Origin of the sequence: Herbidospora sp. NBRC 101105, from assembly GCF_030269205.1 — a bacterium.
Classification (GTDB): Bacteria; Actinomycetota; Actinomycetes; order Streptosporangiales; family Streptosporangiaceae; genus Herbidospora; species Herbidospora solisilvae.
The window spans coordinates 954,205-971,849 of sequence record NZ_BSSX01000002.1; the positions used below are offsets into that span (position 1 = coordinate 954,205).

General features: G+C 71.6%; 18 protein-coding genes. 8 read left to right on the forward strand and 10 right to left on the reverse strand.

Annotated features, from left to right (window positions below; translation table 11 throughout):
• Positions 1 to 20: 20 nt before the first annotated feature.
• Positions 21 to 1,541: an ATP-dependent DNA ligase gene (locus QSK34_RS13165; RefSeq protein WP_285583653.1), complete on the forward strand. Its 1,521-nt coding sequence runs from the start codon at positions 21 to 23 to the stop codon at positions 1,539 to 1,541.
• Between the two features lie 141 nt (positions 1,542 to 1,682).
• Here QSK34_RS13165 and QSK34_RS13170 read toward each other — a convergent pair whose 3' ends face one another.
• Positions 1,683 to 2,228 carry a DUF1707 and DUF4870 domain-containing protein gene (locus tag QSK34_RS13170; RefSeq protein WP_285583656.1) on the reverse strand — a complete coding sequence of 182 codons (546 nt, stop codon included), beginning with the start codon at positions 2,226 to 2,228 and terminating at the stop codon, positions 1,683 to 1,685.
• A 199-nt stretch (positions 2,229 to 2,427) separates the two neighbouring features.
• Here QSK34_RS13170 and QSK34_RS13175 point away from each other — a divergent pair, with 199 nt between their 5' ends.
• On the forward strand, positions 2,428 to 2,769 hold the full coding sequence (locus QSK34_RS13175) for a hypothetical protein (RefSeq protein WP_062334982.1): 342 nt from the start codon (positions 2,428 to 2,430) through the stop codon (positions 2,767 to 2,769).
• Positions 2,770 to 2,801: 32 nt separating this feature from the next.
• On the opposite strand, the gene QSK34_RS13180 is transcribed toward QSK34_RS13175, so the two are convergent.
• Complete coding sequence (locus QSK34_RS13180) at positions 2,802 to 3,893, reverse strand: DUF4192 domain-containing protein (protein ID WP_285583659.1); 1,092 nt, start codon at positions 3,891 to 3,893, stop codon at positions 2,802 to 2,804.
• 109 nt (positions 3,894 to 4,002) lie between these two features.
• On the opposite strand from QSK34_RS13180, the gene QSK34_RS13185 reads away from it, so the two are divergent.
• Positions 4,003 to 4,776 (forward strand): DUF4326 domain-containing protein, encoded by a 774-nt coding sequence (locus tag QSK34_RS13185; RefSeq protein WP_285583662.1) that lies wholly within the window; start codon positions 4,003 to 4,005, stop codon positions 4,774 to 4,776.
• Here the strand turns inward: QSK34_RS13185 and QSK34_RS13190 are convergent.
• Positions 4,723 to 5,529, reverse strand: a complete 807-nt coding sequence (locus tag QSK34_RS13190) for an EI24 domain-containing protein (RefSeq protein ID WP_285583664.1) — start codon at positions 5,527 to 5,529, stop codon at positions 4,723 to 4,725. The genes QSK34_RS13185 and QSK34_RS13190 overlap by 54 nt on opposite strands.
• Before the next feature lie 107 nt (positions 5,530 to 5,636).
• Here QSK34_RS13190 and QSK34_RS13195 point away from each other — a divergent pair, with 107 nt between their 5' ends.
• Together QSK34_RS13195 and QSK34_RS13200 are read left to right on the forward strand one after the other, a co-directional pair.
• Positions 5,637 to 5,993, forward strand: coding sequence for a type II toxin-antitoxin system RelE/ParE family toxin (locus tag QSK34_RS13195; protein ID WP_285583666.1), 357 nt, complete (start codon positions 5,637 to 5,639; stop codon positions 5,991 to 5,993).
• Positions 5,993 to 6,301 carry a helix-turn-helix domain-containing protein gene (locus QSK34_RS13200; protein ID WP_285583668.1) on the forward strand — a complete coding sequence of 103 codons (309 nt, stop codon included), beginning with the start codon at positions 5,993 to 5,995 and terminating at the stop codon, positions 6,299 to 6,301. Before QSK34_RS13195 ends, QSK34_RS13200 begins: the two co-directional genes overlap by 1 nt.
• 8 nt (positions 6,302 to 6,309) lie before the next feature.
• Here QSK34_RS13200 and QSK34_RS13205 read toward each other — a convergent pair whose 3' ends face one another.
• Positions 6,310 to 6,906: a Maf family protein gene (locus tag QSK34_RS13205; protein ID WP_285583672.1), complete on the reverse strand. Its 597-nt coding sequence runs from the start codon at positions 6,904 to 6,906 to the stop codon at positions 6,310 to 6,312.
• Between the two features lie 108 nt (positions 6,907 to 7,014).
• Between QSK34_RS13205 and QSK34_RS13210 the strand changes: the two genes are divergently transcribed.
• The gene (locus QSK34_RS13210) at positions 7,015 to 8,868 is read left to right on the forward strand and encodes a CASTOR/POLLUX-related putative ion channel (protein ID WP_285583674.1); all 1,854 of its coding nucleotides are present in this window, start codon (positions 7,015 to 7,017) and stop codon (positions 8,866 to 8,868) included.
• On the opposite strand, the gene QSK34_RS13215 is transcribed toward QSK34_RS13210, so the two are convergent.
• Entirely contained in the window at positions 8,865 to 9,437 is a 573-nt protein-coding gene (locus QSK34_RS13215; RefSeq protein WP_268903145.1) for a DUF937 domain-containing protein, read from the reverse strand. The genes QSK34_RS13210 and QSK34_RS13215 overlap by 4 nt on opposite strands.
• Positions 9,438 to 9,571: 134 nt before the next feature.
• On the opposite strand from QSK34_RS13215, the gene QSK34_RS13220 reads away from it, so the two are divergent.
• Complete coding sequence (locus QSK34_RS13220; RefSeq protein ID WP_285583678.1) at positions 9,572 to 10,702, forward strand: methyltransferase domain-containing protein; 1,131 nt, start codon at positions 9,572 to 9,574, stop codon at positions 10,700 to 10,702.
• Here QSK34_RS13220 and QSK34_RS13225 read toward each other — a convergent pair whose 3' ends face one another.
• Entirely contained in the window at positions 10,703 to 11,332 is a 630-nt protein-coding gene (locus QSK34_RS13225; protein WP_161478793.1) for a response regulator, read from the reverse strand. It abuts the gene before it with no gap.
• Positions 11,329 to 13,233, reverse strand: coding sequence for a sensor histidine kinase (locus tag QSK34_RS13230; RefSeq protein ID WP_285583680.1), 1,905 nt, complete (start codon positions 13,231 to 13,233; stop codon positions 11,329 to 11,331). Before QSK34_RS13230 ends, QSK34_RS13225 begins: the two co-directional genes overlap by 4 nt.
• 241 nt (positions 13,234 to 13,474) lie before the next feature.
• Between QSK34_RS13230 and QSK34_RS13235 the strand changes: the two genes are divergently transcribed.
• The gene (locus tag QSK34_RS13235) at positions 13,475 to 14,308 is read left to right on the forward strand and encodes a CPBP family glutamic-type intramembrane protease (protein ID WP_285583682.1); all 834 of its coding nucleotides are present in this window, start codon (positions 13,475 to 13,477) and stop codon (positions 14,306 to 14,308) included.
• Here the strand turns inward: QSK34_RS13235 and ftsH are convergent.
• Genes ftsH through QSK34_RS13250 form a run of 3 tightly spaced genes read right to left on the reverse strand, consistent with a single transcriptional unit; the run spans position 14,278 to position 17,585 of the window.
• Positions 14,278 to 16,221: an ATP-dependent zinc metalloprotease FtsH gene (ftsH, locus tag QSK34_RS13240; protein ID WP_285583684.1), complete on the reverse strand. Its 1,944-nt coding sequence runs from the start codon at positions 16,219 to 16,221 to the stop codon at positions 14,278 to 14,280. The two genes, QSK34_RS13235 and ftsH, sit on opposite strands and share 31 nt — an antisense overlap.
• 27 nt (positions 16,222 to 16,248) lie before the next feature.
• Entirely contained in the window at positions 16,249 to 16,743 is a 495-nt protein-coding gene (locus QSK34_RS13245; RefSeq protein WP_161478789.1) for a DUF1269 domain-containing protein, read from the reverse strand.
• A 56-nt stretch (positions 16,744 to 16,799) separates the two neighbouring features.
• A complete protein-coding gene (locus QSK34_RS13250) occupies positions 16,800 to 17,585 on the reverse strand; it encodes a hypothetical protein (protein WP_285583688.1) in 786 nt (261 codons plus the stop codon).
• Between the last annotated feature and the right edge of the window lie 60 nt (positions 17,586 to 17,645).

The following is a 17,645-nucleotide window of genomic DNA, read 5'->3' on the forward strand; positions in this document are numbered from 1 at the left end:
CGGTGCGGCAGGATTACGGTGTGTTGCTGATCGATCTTGCCAGGACCTCCGCCGCCGTCGCGGCCGACTCGGCCCGGCTGGCGAAGATCCGCCACCTGGCCGAACTGCTCGCCCGGGTGGGCCCAGAAGAGGCCGAGATCGCCATCGCCTACCTGTCGGGCGAGCTGCCCCAGCGCCAGATCGGCGTCGGCTGGCGCTCCCTCCAGGACCTCCCCGAACCGCGCCTGGCCGCCACCGCCACCCTCACCCAGATCGACGCCTTCCTCGAACGCATCAAGGCCCAGTCGGGCCCCGGCTCGCAGGCCGCCCGGCGTGCCCTCGTCACCGAGTTGTTCGGCGCCGCGACCCGCCAGGAACAGACCTTCCTGAGCCGCCTGCTGACGGGCGAGCTCCGCCAGGGCGCGCTCGACGGCGTCATGATCGAGGCCATCGCCAAGGCCGCCGACGTCCCCTCGGCCGAGGTGCGCCGCGCGCTCATGCTCCGCGGCTGGTTGCCCGCCGTCGGGGCGGCCGCGCTCGCTGGCGGCGTGACGGCGCTGCGCGACTTCCACCTGGAGGTCGGCCGCCCGGTCGCCCCCATGCTGGCCCAGAGCGCCCCCACCGTGACGGCGGCCCTGGAGAAGATCGGCGGCCCGGCGGCGATCGAGTGGAAGCTCGACGGGATCCGGGTCCAGGCCCACCGGTCGGGCGACGAGGTGCGCGTGTTCACCCGCACCCTCGACGACATCACCGAGCAGGTGCCCGAACTGGTCGAGGCGGTCCGCGGCCTCACGGCGACCGACATCGTGCTCGACGGCGAGGTCATCGCGTTGCGCGACGACGCCACCCCGCTGCCCTTCCAGGTGACCGCCAGCCGGGTGGCGACCAAGGTCGGGCCGCGCGAGGTGCCCCTGAGCGTCTTCTTCTTCGACGCCCTGCGCGTCGACGGGGCCGACCTGCTCGACCTGCCCGACGCCGAGCGCCACGCCGCCCTGACGGCCGCCGTCCCGGCGTCGCTGATCACGCCCCGGCTGGTCACCGGCGACGCCGAGGAGGGCGAGGAGTTCTTCGCCGAGGCGGTCCGCAAGGGCCACGAGGGCGTGGTGGTCAAGGCCCCGGCGACGGCCTACGCGGCCGGGCGGCGCGGGGCGGGCTGGATCAAGGTCAAGCCCCGGCACACCCTCGACCTGGTCGTGCTGGCGGCCGAGTGGGGTCACGGGCGGCGCGAGGGGAAGTTGTCGAACCTGCACCTGGGGGCCTACGACCCGGAGACGGGCGGGTTCGTGATGCTCGGCAAGACCTTCAAGGGCCTGACCGACGAACTGCTCGCGTGGCAGACCGAACGTTTCCTCGAACTCGCCGACGGGCCCACCACGGAGTGGACGGTCCCGCTCAAGCCGGAACAGGTGGTCGAGATCGCCTTCGACGGGGTGCAGCGGTCGACGCGTTACGAGGGGGGCATGGCGCTGCGCTTCGCCCGGGTGCTGCGCTACCGGCCCGACAAGCGCGCGGAGGACGCCGACACGGTCTCAGCGGTCCGCGCCCTGCTGCCTCCCGCCTGACAGGCCCCCTGCGGGTCACGCTGTCGCGGCACCTGCCCGTCGCGGCGCGGGGCGGGCGCGGCCGGGTGGCGTCTCGTGCGGCGCGGGGCGGAGGCGGCGGGGGGTGCCGGGGTGGGCGGAGCCGTAACGGAGCAGCAGCTCTTACTTGATGAGCCGGACCGTCAGCGGGTAGCGGAAGTCGCCGTCGGCCAGGGCCGAGACGCCGCCGACGATGGACAACACGATGCCGAGGACCCAGCAGATCGGCACCAGGACGACGCCCACGATCGTGAACGGCAGCAGGATGGTGGCGCCGAAGACCGTCAGGTGGAAGTTGAGGGCCTCCATGGCGTGCCGCCGGACGTAGGGCGAGGTGCGGCCGGCGGTCAGCAGCATGATGAGCGGGCCGACGACGAACAGGCCGGTCAGGGTGATGAGGTGGGCGGCGGCGCCCGCCACGCGGTCGGTGCCGTCGGCGGCGCGGGCCGGTTCGTCGTGGGGCTTCGGGTACGCCGTCAGCGTGGGCACGCGGTTGTAGAGGTCGGCCATGACGGGCGCCAGGTCGGCGTGGGTCTGCGCGGTCATGGCGTGGTCGAGCCGCAGGTCCATCTCGTCCTTGTCGAGTCGCCCCTCGGCGTAGGCCAGCTTGACGTGTTCGACGACCTGCTCGCGGTCGGCGTCGCTGACGCGGAGGTGGGCGGGTGGCACGGGTCCGCGCCCCGGCGCTGCGGGTGAGAACGACGTCGCCATGAAACCCTGCCCTTCTGCGAAGAAACGTGTCTTTTCGAGTCTGCCTCTTCCCATCCTGGCCGACACCGTCACACCGAAGAATCGGGGATGACCCCGACGCGCCCCGGAGATCTCCCAGAGGGACGCGCGCCGCCCGATCGGACGGTATACAAGGGGTATGAGATGGCGTGACCGCTACGGACTGCGGCGTAACCGGGGTCCGAAAGTGCAGCGTTTCGACCGGGAGGCCACCGATCAGGACATCGAGTCACTGATCGAGTTCGCCAAGTCCCGCATCGGCGTGGAGTTCTACGTCGAACCGGAAACCTTCGCCACCGACACCACCGCCGTCGCGGTCGCCCACGACGGCGAATGGACCCGCCGCCGCGTGGGCTCCCCCGCCGTCATCAAGAAGGTCGCCCGCGATCTGCGGTTGCCCGTCTACGACGTGCAGCTCACCGGCTATCCGGCCCGGATGAGGGCCTACAACGAACGCCGCCGCCAGGCCGACGGAGTCTGAACCGGCCCTTCGCCGTTCCCTGAGGCGGCGCGTCATCTCCCTGTCGCACGCGCCGTGCCGGGGTCGGCGATCCTCCGCAGCAGCGGGGTGAACCAGCTCATCAGCGGCGGTCCCATCTCACGGTCGAGTTGTTCCGGTGTCGGCATGCGTTCGCCGACGTCGTCGGGGGTCAGCAGGCGGGCGATGGCCTCGGTGAGGATGAGCGCCATCGTGTAGCGCGGTTCGGCCGCGAGCGCCCGGTCGAGCGCCATCGTGGCGAGGGCGCAGTCGCCCGTCCGCCAGGCCGCGGCCGCCAGCAGCGACGCCGCCGGGGTGACCAGGCCGGGTGACAACCGGCGGGTCAGGTCGCGCCACAACGTCACGTGGGCGGGGTGGTCGTCGATGAGGGTCCAGGCCTCGTCGCGGACCCGGATCAGCCACAACGCCAGGCCGAGCCGCGCGGCGTCGTCGTCGGACAACCTCCCGCCGCGTTCGTGACACTCGACCGCCGACCGCACGCGGCGGATGCCGTCGGCCAGATAGGCGGCCGGGTCGGCCTTCTCCACCCAGCCCCACACCTCACGCTCGGCCCGCTCGGTCGCGCGGTCCATCGCCGCGCGGGCGGCGCCCGTCACGGGCGCGACCGTGTGCTCCAGCGCGGCCCTGTCGGGCAGCGCGACCATGCCGCGCACCACCGCCTCGGCCGCGACGGGATGGGAAGCGGCGTCGTAACAGATCCCGCCCGGCGGACACGGATGCAGGTGGGACCAGTAAAGACCCTCATGGGCGCGTAACGCGTCGTGGACCGCGACGCCGGCCGCCGCCAGGAAACGCACGGCGTCGTCGAGGGCGGGCGCGGTCAGGGCCGCCTCGCCGAAGGCGGCGAGCACGGTCGCGTCGGCCTTCTCCCGGGCGAGCAGCGGCCGCAGGTCGTCGAGCGCGCCGGGGAGCAGCGGCAGGTCCCAGCGGGTCGCGACGCGGACGGCGGCGTGTTCGAGGCCGATGACGACGAGACTGTCGGCGGGGTGGAAGCCGAGCAGGTAGGGGATGGCCGCCAGGATGTCGGCCGGGGACGACAGGCGGAGCCGGTGGGCGATGGGCATGGGGACGATCGTGGCGGCGTGCCGGGCGCGGGAAACGGACATGGATCCGGCTGTGGAAAACCGTGTTCGCTGTGGGCATAGCTCTGGAAACCGCAAAAGGAACCGCGCGGCATGGGACGGTTGTGCGTCGAGGGGAGCAGCGTTGACGGGCATGCGAGATGTTCCGGTCACCGAGGGATGGTCCGGCCACGAGCGGGCCCGGCTGGAGAGCCTGCTGGCCGGGGAGACGGTCATCGTCAGCATGAACCGCCGCCGCGGGCATCCGAACCTGATCGCGTGGGCGAGAACCGCCGGTCTGTACGTCCGCATCGACACCCGCAGCGAATGGGCCAACCCCCACGAGAAGGACGACGTGCTGCGCGGCGAGCAGCTGCGGCGCTTCGAGTCCTACCTGACCGGGCGGCCCGAACTGCTGGCGCGTGTCCCCGAACTGCGCGGCAAGGCCCTCGGGTGCTGGTGCGTCCCCGGGCCGTGCCACGGCCAGGTGCTCAAACGGCTCGCCGGGGGCGTGGTGGCCAGGCCGTCGCTCTCCCCGGCCGAACGGGCCGCGCTGGCCGAGGCCGAGGCCGAGATCGAGGCGGCCGGGGTCGGCGGGCTCGGCCGGGTCGGCCAGGCGCTGACCCGCATCCGCGACCTGCGGCTCTACCGCGCCACCTACGCGGGGTTCGACGACTACTGCCGGCAGCGCTGGGGCTTCACCCGCCACCACGCCAACCGCCAGATCGCCACCGCCGGCCTGATGGCCAACCTGGGCCGCACGCCGGAACCGCGCCTGACGGCCGTCCGCGACCTGATGGGCCAGCTCGACGGCGAGCCCACCCCCGAGGCGATCCGCAGGTGGATCGGCCTGATCGACGAGGGGATCGCGGAACTACAGGCCGCGCGGCGGCGGCTGGAAGGCCGGCTGCCCCGGCCCCTGAACTAGCATCCGGTCGCGCACCATCATCGCCGCCCCCGCCACCGCGCACGGCATCGCCGCGATCGCGAGGAACGGGACGAGGAACGTCACGAAGACGGCGGTGCCGAACCCGAGCGACATGGCCCGGTTCGCCTTGACCACGGCGAACCGGTACTTGCGCCGCACCCCACGGCGCTCCATGGCCAGCGCGGTGAGCTCGACGGTCAGGAAGTATCCCGACACGAGCGCCCCGATCACCGGCACGACGGTCTGCCCGACGACCGGCACGAACCCCAGGACGAACAGCGGGATCGTGAACATCAGCACGTAGCAGAGCGTGATCAGGCTGTCTTTGACCGACCGCAGGATCCCCAGCACGAGCGGCGTGTCGTCGTGGTGGACGGGCCCGCCGAGGCTCTCCTCGACCTGCTCGGAGATCTTCTCGTAGAACGGCTCCCCGATCGCCAGCGAAGCCGCCGTGAACAACACGATCGACAACACGGCCCCGACGATGACGAGCAGGACCCCGACGAGGGTGCGGAAGAGGTCACGCCATCCCCAGTCGTCGGCGAACGGCGTCATCCAGGCCGCGACGTCGGCGGCGTTGACGGCCAGCAGCACGAGCAGCCCCGCGAAGACCGCGAACGCGATCAACGCCGGGATCAGCCCGAACAACCACCAGCGGGGATGCCGGGCCATCCACCCGATCCCCCGCAGATAACAGCCGACACCATCGAAGAACCCACCGGCCTGCCTGCGCACCGGCCCACCACCGACCATGAGGGCGAGGCTAGCGAATCCAGGCCCTGACCGCGATCTACCGACTTGTACGGTTGCGCCGACGCCGATTCGCGACCGATCCACTACGCTGAGTAAAGTTCCGGTCCGTGTACGGGTTCGAGATCGAAGCCGAGGTGCGGGCCTGGCTCACGGCGCTGAGCGACGGCGACTACAAGCGGGTCGACGAAGTGGCGGGGCTGCTCGCGGAGAAGGGCAGCTCCCTGGGAGGCCCGTGGTCGGACCATCTGGAAGGGCCGGTCTGGGAACTCCGTGTCCGTCTTCACGGGATGGCGATCCGGGTAACGTACTGGTGTACCACCGACGGGAAGATCGTGCTTCTCACGGTTTTCCGCAAGACCAGGCAGCACGACCAACGTGAGATCGACCGGGCGGTGCGGGCGCAGAAGATCTGCGAGCGCGACCACCACGGGCGCGCCGTCGAGATCTTCGAGAGGCAGGTGTGATGACCGGCTTCCACACCCGATGGGTCCGTCCCGAGGAACAGCCCGAGGACCCTGAGCGGATCGCCATCAGAGAGGCCCTGGCCTTCGGCAAGGCCCTCTACGACCGCCGCAACGAGCTCGGCCTGTCGGTGCCGGAACTGGCCGAACGAGCCGGAATGACGGCCGACGAGATCGAGTGCATCGAAGAGGGCGGCACCGCGCCGACGGTGGCGCTGCTCCGGCTTCTCGCGGCGGCGCTCGACGCCGACGTCCGTCTCACGGCCGGGCACGACCTTGGTTCGGTGTGGTTCGAGGCCCACGCCGCCTGAAGACCGCGCTAACTCCGCGTCCACAACGAGGTGACCTCGACGCCCAGTTCGGACAGCAGGCGGCGGACGAGCGGGAGCGAGATGCCCAGCACGTTGCCGTGGTCTCCCTCGATGCCCTCGACGAACCAGCCGCCCAGCCCGTCGAGCGTGAAGGCCCCCGCGACCCGCAGCGGTTCGCCGCTGGACACGTAGGCGGCGATCTCCGCCTCGGACGGGGTGCCGAAGCGTACGGTCGTCGCGCACGTCTCGGCCGCCTCGCGGCCCGAGGTCACGTCGATCACGCTGTGGCCGGTCAGCAGGCGGCCGGTTCGGCCTCGCATGGAGAGCCACCGTTCCGTAGCCTCGCCGGTCGACGCGGGTTTCCCGTAGGCCACCCCGTCGAGCTCCAGCACGGAGTCGCAGCCGATCACCAGGGCCGGTCCGGAAACCGTCTCGGCGACCGCTCTGGCCTTGGCTTTCGCCAGGACGAGGGCGAGGTCGGACGGGGTCGGGGCGGTGATCGCCGACTCGTCCACGCCGCTGACGATGACTTTGGGCTCCAGCCCGGCGGCGCGCAGAACGCCGAGGCGGGCCGGGGAGGCGGAGGCGAGAATGAGCTCGGTCACGTCAGCCCACCTTAGTCCCGAAGTCGTTTTCAACGTTTGTCAACCGATATGCGGGCTGATGGTCATGAGGAGTACCTTGTCCGGGTTGATCGGCGGCGGGGAGGCCACGTGGCGAAGGCGAGTGTGCGCGAGAGGGCGCGGTACTGGTTCGACAACACCATGTCGCGGGGCACCGGGGCACTGATCGGCTGGCTGGCCGCGTTCTGCGCCGCGCTGATCGTCGCGGCCGCGATGCTGGCCGTCTGGCTGACGCCGGGCGAGATCGAGAACGGGGTGCCCGGCGCGCTCTGGGCCTCGCTGATGCGCACGCTCAGCCCCGGGAAGATCGCCTCCGACCAGGGCACCGCGCCCTATCTGGCCATCATGCTGACCGCCTCGCTCGGCGGGTTGTTCTTCGTCTCGCTGTTCGTCGGCCTGCTCTCGGCCGGGCTCAAGACCAAGGTCGAAGACCTGCGCAAGGGCCGGTCGCGGATCATCGAGTCGCAGCACACCGTCATCCTGGGCTGGTCCGACCAGGTCTTCACGATCGTCGCCGAGCTCGTGAAGGCCCGGGAGCAGAAGTCGGTCATCGCGATCCTCGCCGACAAGGACAAGGTCTCGATGGAGGACGACCTCCGCGACCGTATCCCCGACACCGGCCGGGTCCGCGTCGTCTGCCGGACCGGCCGTCCCACCGAGTCGGCCGACCTCGACCTGATGAACCTCGGGGCGGCCCGGTCGATCGTCGTGTTGTCCCCCTCGGGGGAGGACCCCGACGCCCACGTCATCAAGACCCTGCTCGCGCTGGCCAAGCGCCGGGGCGACCATCCGCCGGTCGTCGCCGCCATCGCCGACTCGGGGAACATGGCCGCCGCGCGGCTGGCGGGCGGGCCCGGCGTGCACCTGGTCGACTCCGACGACACGGCCGCGCGGCTCATCGTGCAGTCGTCGCGCCAGTCGGGCATGTCGGTGGTCTGCATGGACCTGCTCAACTTCGACGACGGCGAGATCTATCTGCGCCGGTTGCCCTCGCTCACGGGCCGGACCTACGGCCAGGCGCTCAGCGCGTTCGAGAACGCCACCCTCATCGGCCTGAGGCGGGCGACGGGCGTCGAGCTCAACCCGTCCACCGAGACGGTCATCGCCGAAGGCGACGACGTCATCGTCATCGCCCAGGACGACTCCACGATCGACCTCGCGGCGCGACCGGCCGCCGTCGACGAGACGGCGATCGTGCGCGCGGGCCGTACCAGGCTGGAACCCGAGCGCACACTGGTGCTCGGATGGAACGGCCGCGCGGGCACGATCGTGCGTTACCTCGACGGCTATGTCGCACCGGGGTCGGTGCTCGACGTGGCGGCGGGGCATCCCGACGCGGGCGCCGGCCTGGGCGGGCTGCGCAACCTCACGCTGAACGTGAAGGAGTGCGAGACCACCGACCGCTACGCCCTCGAATCGCTCAGCGTCGGCCTCTACCAGCACGTCATCGTCCTGTCGGACGACCGCTTCGAACCCCACCACGCCGACACGCGCACGCTGATGTCGCTGCTGCAACTGCGCGACATGCAGACCGTCATGCACGAGCGGTACTCGATCGTCAGCGAGATGCACGACGAGAACAACCGCGCGCTCGCCGAGGTGACCGAGGCCGACGACATCGTCATCAGCGACACCGTCATCGGCCTGCTGCTCGCGCAGCTGGCCGAGAACCGGCACCTGTCGGAGGTGTTCGGCTACCTCTTCGACTCGCGCGGCTCGGAGATCTATCCGCGACCGGCGAGCGACTACATCACCGAAGGCCGTCCCGTCACGTTCGCGACGGTGATCGAGTCGGCCCGCCGCAGGGGCGAGACGGCCATCGGCTACCGGCGGGCGGCCCGCGTCAGCGAGGCCCCCCATTTCGGCGTCGTGCTCAACCCTGCCAAGTCGGCCGAGCTCGTGTTCGAGGCCGGTGACAAGGTGATAGTGCTGGCGGAGCGTTAGACGCGCTGGCCCCGCTGCGGCTTGCTCTTCGGCTTGGCACCACCCTGCGCCTGAGCGCCGCCGAAGATCTTGCCGAGGACACCGCTGAGCATGTCGCCGAAGCTGCTCGTGCTCATCGCCGACTCCTGGCGGCGGAGCTCACGGGCCATCGCCGTGGCGTCCATGTGGTTGGCGTCGATCCGCTGGGCCATCATGGCCATCGCCATCGGCGCGACCATGGCCATCATCTTCGTGACGGCGCCCGAGTTCATGCCCATGAACTGGGCGATGCCCTCGGCGGCCTGACGGCTGCCGGGAACCCCGAGGACGTGGGCCAGGATGCGCTGGCCGTCCTGGTCGTTCGCCAGGGCGGCGATGTCCCGGAAGGGCTCGGCGGCCGAGTGGTCGTCCATGGCGGCACGCAGCGACTGGGCCCCCTTGGGCTCGCCGCAGTTGCGGGCCATGCCGCAGATGACGGTGGCCAGACAGGCCTGGATGGCCGGCTTGGCGGACTCGGCGTCGGTCCCCAGCAGGGACGCCATCTGCTGGATCCCCTGCGGGCCCAGCTTGGAGATGATCTCTTCGTGCATCGACTGACTCGACTGACTCACGGTCGGTTCTCCCCCGTTTCGAAGTGTTCCGCGAGTGATCTGCCCCGCCCGATTTAGGGGTAATGCCTGCTTTGCACCAAATCACCGCTTCCGCCGCACGAGAGGATGGATCCATGGACTGGCGTCAGCACGCACACCGTCTCGCCGACCACGTGACCCATCCCGGTTCCCGCTGGCGCGAGGCGGTCGCCGGGACGCCGCGCCACCTGCTGGTCCCCGCCTGGTGGCGGCCGGGCGCCGACGGGTGGACGGCCTGCCGGGGGTCGTCCGACGAGGAGAACTGGCTCCGGCACACCTACGCCGACCAGACCCTGGTCACCCGGATCGGGAAGCTGCACGCCGACGACGCCGCCGAAGGGCAGACGGCATCCGGCCGCCCCACGTCGTCGTCGACCCTGCCGGGGCTGGTCCTGAACATGTTCCGGCACGCCCGCATCGGGACCGGCGACCGCGTGCTCGACGTCGGCACGGGCAGCGGCTACGGCACCGCGCTGCTCTGCCGGCTGCTCGGCGACGACCGGGTCACCACGATCGACGTCGAACGCCGCCTGGTGGAGGTGGCGGCGGAGCGCCTCGCCGAACTGGGCCACCGGCCGCGAATGGTGAACGCCGACGCCACCACGCCGCTGCCCGGGGAGTACGACCGGATCGTCGCCACCGTCGCGGTCCGGCCGATCCCGGCGGCGTGGCTGGCGGCGCTGCCGACCGGCGGCCGGTTCGCGACCACGATCACCGACACCAGCCTCATCGTCACCGGCGTCAAGACGCCCGACGGCGGCGCGACCGGCGTGGTCGAGCGCGACTGGGCGATGTTCATGACCACACGAACCGGCACCGACTACCCGCCCCGCCTGGCCGCGCAGGTGGCGGCGGCCCGCGTGGCCGAGGGCGAGGACGTGACGACCGCCCGCTTCCCGATCCTGAACCTGCTGGACGCCTGGGAGATCCGCAGCATGCTGGAGGTGAACGTGCCGGGCATCGAGCACGTCCACACCGAGGAGGACGGCGTCCGCACGGCCCTCATGGTGCACGACGACGGGTCGTGGGCCCGCGCCGAGTCGGCCGGCGGGCAGCCGGCGACGGTGCACCAGGGCGGGCCGCGGCGCCTGTGGGACGAACTCGACCGCGTGCGCGACCACTGGCTCCAGCACGGCGCGCTGCCGCTCTACGGAGCCGAGGTCACGGTCTCCCCCGACGGCACGATCCACCTGAGACGCGGACGCTGGTCGGCCTCCATCGGCTGATCACGAGCCGAGCCCGGCCTGCCTGGCCCTGACCACCGCCTGGGCGCGGTCGGCCACCTGGAGCTTGGCGAAGACGCTCGTCAGGTGGTTCTTCACGGTCTTGAGGCTGAGGAACAGCGCCCTGGCGATCTCGGCGTTGGTCTTGCCGTTGGCCAGCAGGTCGAGGATCTCGCGCTCCCGCTGCGTCAGCTCCGGGAAGGGGCCGGTGCCGGGGCCGGTCGTCAGGAAACGGCGGATGCGCCGGGCCACGCCGGGGCCGTAGACGGCCTCACCCCTGGCGACCGCGGCGACGGCGGAGAGGAAGTCCTCGCCGGCCGTTCCCTTCAGCACGTAGCCCCGCGCGCCGGCGCGGAGCGCGGCGAAGACCGAGGCGTCGTCCTCGGACATGGTCAGCACCAGGATGCCCATCTCGGGGCGCTGGTCGACGAGGCGCCGCGTGGCCTCCAGACCGCCCACGCCGGGCATGACCAGGTCCATGACGACGACGTCGGGGTTCAGGGACAGGGCCAGCGCGACGGCCTCCTCGCCGTCGGAGGCCTCGCCGACGACCTCGGCGCCGCCCACCTGCTCCAGCAGGGCGCGCAGGCCGTGTCTGAGGAGGGGGTGGTCGTCGGCGAGGAGTACTTTCACAGCGGGAGCACCGCCTTCACTGTCGTGCCGTTCGTCGAGGTCCGGCTCAGGGTTCCGCCGAGTTCGGCCGCCCGGTCGCGCATGCTGCCGCTGCCGACTCCCTCGACGAGGGAGTCGGGCAGGCCGCAGCCGTCGTCGGTGACGGTCACCGTCAATTCTCCGCCCTCGGCGGTCGCCCTGATGTCGATGCGGCCCGCCCCCGCGTGCTTGAGCGCGTTCGCCAGCGCCTCCTGGACGATCCGGTAGGCCGCCACCTCCACCGCCGCCGACAGTTCCGGCAGCTCGGACACGGTGACGGTGACCTCGGGCCCGATCGCGTCCAGCGCCAGGTCCTCCAGGGCGCCGGCCAGCCCGAGTTCGTCCAGCGCCGGGGGACGCAGGCCCTGGACGATCCGGCGGACGTCCGCGACCAGCGTCTGGGTCAGCTCGCGCACGTTCCGGACCTCCTCGCCGGGGCTCGCCGCCTCGATCAGGTAGAGGCCGATGCCGATCGCGGCCAGCCCGGGTCCGAGGCCGTCGTGCAGGTCGCGGCGCAGGCGGCGGCGCTCCTCCTCGCGGGCCCTGACCAGGTCGGCGCGGGACTCGCGCACCTCGCGCGCCAGCCGGGCCGCCGCCAGCGCGACCGCCAGGTGCCGGGCCAAGTCGGTGAGCACGGCCAGGTCGGCGCGGGACAGCGGCTCCCCCGGCGAGCGCGGGGCCGCTCTCAGCTCGCCCTCGTGGTGCCCGCTCGCCGTCAGAGGAAGCTGTACGGCTCCGCCCACCCTCCGGCCGGTCTCGGACACGGTCACCCCGTCGGCCGACACCACCGCCACCCACGGCAACCGCAGGGTCGCGGCGACCGTCTCGGCCGCGTCGTCCAGGAGGCGGGTGGGGTCGGCGGCGGCCTCAAGGCGTACACCCAGCTGGTTGAGCGCGGTGACCGGGTCGCCGCGGTGGCCGAACAACCACCGGCCCACCGCCTTCTGCAGCGCGGCCCGCAGCGGCGCGAACGCGACCGCGACCACGGCGGTGGCGACGAGGGTCTCGGTCGAGGCCACGAGCGCGTGCGCGGTGGCGACGACGCCGAGATAGACGGCCAGCAGCAGGCCGGTGAGGAGCGTGTAGACGACGGTCCGGCGCAGCAGGACCTCGATGTCGAACAACCGGTAGCGGAAGATCGACACGGCCGTGGCGACGGGCACCAGCGGCAGCGCCACGGCCAGCAGCGCCACCCCGATCTGCGGCTGGGCGGCCAGCAGCGCGTCGGCGACCACCGCCGCCGCGAGCGTCACCACGGCCGCGAAGACGGGCAGCAGCCGCCGCAGGTCCCGCCGCAGCCGGGTGGCCAGCGCCGCCGCGCCGCCGACGCCCAGCACCGTCACGACGACGGCGAAGGCGGTGCTGACGTAGGGGTCGGTCGCGATGAGGCCGACGGGGTTCGGGCGCTCGACCCCCCAGACCCAGATGTGGTCGCGCAGCATGAGCACCACGTGCAGCCCCGCCAGCGCGGCGATCATGAGGCCGGCCGGGAGCCGCCAGCGGCTCGACGGGAGCCGGCCGTCGGGCAGGTAGAGCGGCAGCAGCAGCAACGACCCGAACCCGGTCAGGAACACCCAGTTCGTGAACCAGCCCGCGGCGAGGGTCCCGGGCCAGTCGTGCGCCTCCCCGAATGCGGCGTAGCCCCCGGCCAGCGCCTGGAGCGCGAGCCCGGCCCCGCCGAGGCAGAAAAGCCAGCCGACCGGGTGGCGGGGGCGCGCGGTGACGATGAGCGCGCCGGTCAGGGGGTAGGTGAGGCCGACGATGGCGTCCAGGACGAGGTAGTCGGTGTCGGCGTGCGCGACGCCCGCGGTCAGGACGACACCGACGACGACGGCGACCGCGCACAGCACGGGCACGATCCAGGGCCATCGGACGGTCGGCATGCGGCAATTGTCGGGGATATCCGCAGGTCATGGAATGGGACTGGAGTCCCGGAGAATCGGGACCCCGCCTCCGCGACATGGCTACTCGGCGGAGTCCGTGTGTCTCCGGTCCAGCGGTCGCCGATGCCCGCCGGCCCGGCCCGGCGGCGGAACAGGTCAGCGGGCTCGGCGAGCTGGGCGGGACTCCAAGAGGACCGTGCGTTCAGGCGGCCGGGACCTCCCGCCGGGTCTGCTTGGACCCGTGAAGACCGACACATCCCGGCAACTCTCGACGTTCGCCCTCGTCCTGCCCGTTCTCGTGCTCCCCGCCGTCGCCTACGCCGTCTCCCAGGGGGTCGACCTCGACCACATCGGGGAGGCGCCGGTTCCCGTACAGCTCGCGCTCTACGGGCAGGCGTTCGCGCCGGCGATCGCCGCCGCCGTCGCCTTCCGGGGGCGCGGGTTTCCGTGGGGGTTCGTCCGGGTCCCGCCGAGGACGCTGCTGACGGCCTGGGCGATCCCCGTCATCGGGATCGGGCTCGCCTACGGCACGGGCTGGCTCACCGGGCTGGCCTCGTTCGGCACCCACGGGTTGCCGCTGCCGCCGCTGCTCACGGTCGTCGTGGGGCTGGTTCCCGGGCTGGTGCCCTATCTGGTGCTGGCGCTGGGTGAGCAGCTCGGGTGGAGTTCGTTCCTCGTCACCCGGCTCGGGGAGCGGCACTCGGCCGACGTCGTCGCGGTCGTGGTCGGGGTCGCGTGGGCGCTGTTCCACGTGCCGCTGATGGTGTTCGTCCCGGGGGCGGTGGATCCGGGCGTGCCGATGGCCTACGCGCTGCTGTGGTTCACCGCGCAGACGATCGTGCTGGCGTTCCCGCTGGTCTGGTTGCGGCTCACGACCCGGTCGATCTGGCCGGTGCTGGTCGTGCACGCCACCCTCAACGCCGCGACCTACTTCGTCGGGCAGGCCATGACGCAGCCGCACTCGCCCTGGCTGCTGGGCGAGGGCGGGGTGCTGACGACGGCCGGGCTCGCCGTGGCGGTGGCGGCGACCACCCGGTGGTGGCGTCAGTCGCGGGTCAGCCCCGCGGCGGCGTAGGCGTCGGCCTCGTCGAGGGTCTCCTGGTCGAGCAGGGCCGCGACGATGCCCTCCAGCCGGTGGCGGTTGTCGGAGATGAGGCGCTGGGCGTCGGCGTAGCACTCGTCGACGATGCGCCGGGCCTCGTCGTCGACGGAGGCCAGGGTGGCCGAGGCGGCCTGCGGCGGGCCCTCGGTCGGGAGGATGGTCAGCGGGCCGATCAGCGGCGACATGCCCCAGCGGCCGACCATGCCGCGGGCGATCGAGGTGACCTGTTCGAGGTCGTTCTCCGCGCCCGTGGTCACGATGCCGAACACCACCTGCTCGGCGGCCATGCCGCCCAGCGCGCCGGTGATGCGGCCCCGGAGGTAGCGCTCGTCGTAGGCGTACCTGTCGTCTTCGGGGGTCGACAGGGTCACGCCGAGGGCGCGGCCGCGGGGGATGATGGAGATCTTGCGGACGGGGTCGGCGCCCGGCAGCAGCATGCCGAGGAGGGCGTGGCCCGCCTCGTGGTAGGCGGTACGGGTGCGTTCCTCCTCCGGCATCACGATGGCGCGGGCCGTACCGAGCTGGAGTTTTTCGAGCGCGTCGGCGAAGTCGGCCGGGCTGACGGCGGTGTGGCCGCGGCGGGCGGCCAGCAGCGCGGCCTCGTTGACGAGGTTGGCGAGGTCGGCGCCGGTCATGCCGGGTGTGCTCTTGGCGATGGCCGGGATCTGCACCGCGGGCGACAGCGGCACGCCGCGGGTGTGCACCCGCAGGATCGCGATGCGGCCCTGCTGGTCGGGGGGCGCGACGACGATGTTGCGGTCGAAGCGGCCCGGCCGCAGCAGCGCCGCGTCGAGCACCTCCGGACGGTTGGTGGCGGCGATGACGATGACGCCCTCGTTGCCGGTGAAGCCGTCCATCTCGGTCAGGACCTGGTTGAGCGTCTGCTCGCGCTCGTCGTGGCCCCCTATGGTCGAGGCCCCACGGGTCCGGCCGATGGCGTCGATCTCGTCGATGAAGACGATCGACGGGGCGACCTTCCTGGCCTCGTCGAACAGCTCTCGCACGCGGGAGGCGCCGACGCCGACGATCATCTCGATGAACTCCGAGGCACTGGCCGAGAAGAACGGCACGCTGGCCTCTCCGGCGACCGCCCGCGCGAGCAGGGTCTTGCCGGTGCCCGGCGGGCCGGTCAGCAGCACGCCCTTCGGCAACTTGGCCCCCAGGCGGCGGTACTTGCCCGGCTCCTTCAGGTAGTCGACGATCTCGATGAGCTCGTTCTCGACCTCGTCGATGCCGGCGACGTCGCTGAAGTCGACCCGGACCTTGCCGCTCTCCACCGGTTTGGCCGCGCGGTTTCGGCCGATCCCGCCGAGCCCCCCACCACCGCCCATCATGTTGCCGGCCCGCCGCATCAGCCACACCCACACGCCCGCGAGCAGCAGGATCGGCAGCAGGGAGAGGACCAGGTTCCAGAAGGTGCCGCGCTGGTCGTCCGTCGGCTCGGCCTGGATGGTCACGTTCTGCTGAGTGAGCTGCTGGTAGATCTGCTCCTGGTCGGCGAAGACCGGGATCACGGTCGCGAACTTGGTGAAGGTGTCCTTCTGCTTGTCGCCGGGGATCGGCTGCGCCTTCTTCAGGTTGCCCTGGATGGACGTGCCGGTGGCGTAGATGTCCTTGACGTTCCCGCCGTTCACCTGCCGGGCGAACTCGGTGTAGGAGATCGTCTGCCGGGGCTCGCCGTCGAAGAACGAGCTGACGATGAAGAAGGCCGCGTAGGTGAGCGCCATGGTCAGCGCGAACCGCCACCAGTTGATCTTCGGGCGGTTCGGCCTGGGCGGGGGCAGTCCTTCGGACCGCCAGGGCTTCGCCTCGTCCCCGCTCTTCTCGGGGCGGCTGTCCGGGCGTTCGCGGTCGCCCTCCCGGAAGTCGTTCGGCGGCTCACCCACGTCGGCTCCTCGGCTCTATGGCAGGCGTCAGTGGTGGCGGGCCGCCTCGATGGCCTCCTTGAGCTGGTTCTCGGCCTCCTGGGACAGGGAGGTGTGGATGATGCGGCCGCCCATGGGCGCGACCTGCGGCAGCACCTTGTCCCGCGTGCTGTCCTCGACGAGCAGGAACAGGGCCGCGCCGCCCGGCTTGAGGCCCTCGGCGACGTCCTTCATGAACTTGTCGTCGACGCCGATGTCGGTCTTGGCGCCGACGAGGGCGCCGGTGGCGGCGCCGACGGCCGCGCCGACCAGCGGCATGAAGAAGATGAGGCCGATCAGGCCGCCCCACAGCGCGCCTCCGGCCGCGCCGGTCGCGGCCATGTTGACGGCGGGCTTCATCTTGATCTTGCCCTCGGCCGTGTGCTCGACGATGGCGGCGTCGGTGAGCGTGATGAGGTGTTCCTGCTGCAGCTGGAACAGCTTGTCCCTGACGTTGACGGCGGTACCGAGGTCGTCGTACGCGATGGCGATCAACGTAGCCATGATGGAGCTCCCCCCGAAGTCCAGATATGGGGATATTTCCCCAGATAGGACCTCGTCTAAAGCACCTTGATCTTGCTCATCACCGTGTTGATGTCGCGGTAGCTCTTCTTCTGGCTGTCCGGGACGCTGATGAAGACCAGCGCGGGCTTGGAGTCGGGCACGTCCACGAGCGCGATCGCGGCGGCCGACTTCCGCTTGTCGCCCTTGATCGTGTAGTTGACGTCGTAGCCGAGCACCCAGGCCGGATGGTCGTCGATCTCGGTCAGGTCGGCGGAGGTCCACTTGATGGTGGCCCCGGCCGGGTGGTGGTTGAGCGTCCAGCGGGCCGCCAGGAAGGCGGTGTCCTTCAGGTCGTCCTGCACCTCGATCGGCACCGGGCAGGAGACCAGCATGCCCCGGTAGGCCGACCCCTTGACCTTGGGCAGCAACTGGCGGGAGGCGAACGGCGAGGCCGAGGCCAGATCCCAGTCGCCGGCGAAGCGGGGGAAGGCCACGCCCGAACGCCGGTCCTTGATCGAGCCGCGGATCTTGGCGGCCTTGCCCGCGAAGGTCCGCAGCTTCTCCTGGGCGTCGGGCAGTTCGGGCACGCGGGGGTCGTCGAGCGCGTCGGTCATCGCGGTCGAGAGCGGGCTGACCGAGGGGGACGGCGACGGGCTCGGGAGCACCGGAGAGGGCGAGGGCGCAGGGGCGGTCGTCGCGGCGACCGTGACCGGGTCGGCCTTGGGGGCGGGCGCGGCCGCGGCCTGGCCGGGATCGTCACGGGTGACGACCACCGCGGCGGTCACCACACCCACGGCGGCCACGACCGTGACGACGGCGGCGGTCCGGTAGACGAGCCGCATGGGCAGATCGCCCAGACCTTTGGTGGAGGGCGGCGGTGGAGGGTCCGGGATCGTGATCTT

What these genes read in the sequence shown, in the direction of transcription:
- QSK34_RS13175 (WP_062334982.1), top strand. Translation starts at nt 2,428, where the DNA reads ATGAGATGGCGTGACCGCTACGGACTGCGGCGTAACCGGGGTCCGAAA.
- QSK34_RS13180 (WP_285583659.1), bottom strand. Translation starts at nt 3,893, where the DNA reads ATGTCCGTTTCCCGCGCCCGGCACGCCGCCACGATCGTCCCCATGCCC.
- QSK34_RS13185 (WP_285583662.1), top strand. Translation starts at nt 4,003, where the DNA reads ATGCGAGATGTTCCGGTCACCGAGGGATGGTCCGGCCACGAGCGGGCC.
- QSK34_RS13190 (WP_285583664.1), bottom strand. Translation starts at nt 5,529, where the DNA reads ATGGTCGGTGGTGGGCCGGTGCGCAGGCAGGCCGGTGGGTTCTTCGAT.
- QSK34_RS13200 (WP_285583668.1), top strand. Translation starts at nt 5,993, where the DNA reads ATGACCGGCTTCCACACCCGATGGGTCCGTCCCGAGGAACAGCCCGAG.
- QSK34_RS13215 (WP_268903145.1), bottom strand. Translation starts at nt 9,437, where the DNA reads ATGCACGAAGAGATCATCTCCAAGCTGGGCCCGCAGGGGATCCAGCAG.
- QSK34_RS13220 (WP_285583678.1), top strand. Translation starts at nt 9,572, where the DNA reads ATGGACTGGCGTCAGCACGCACACCGTCTCGCCGACCACGTGACCCAT.
- QSK34_RS13230 (WP_285583680.1), bottom strand. Translation starts at nt 13,233, where the DNA reads ATGCCGACCGTCCGATGGCCCTGGATCGTGCCCGTGCTGTGCGCGGTC.
- QSK34_RS13245 (WP_161478789.1), bottom strand. Translation starts at nt 16,743, where the DNA reads ATGGCTACGTTGATCGCCATCGCGTACGACGACCTCGGTACCGCCGTC.
- QSK34_RS13250 (WP_285583688.1), bottom strand. Translation starts at nt 17,585, where the DNA reads ATGCGGCTCGTCTACCGGACCGCCGCCGTCGTCACGGTCGTGGCCGCC.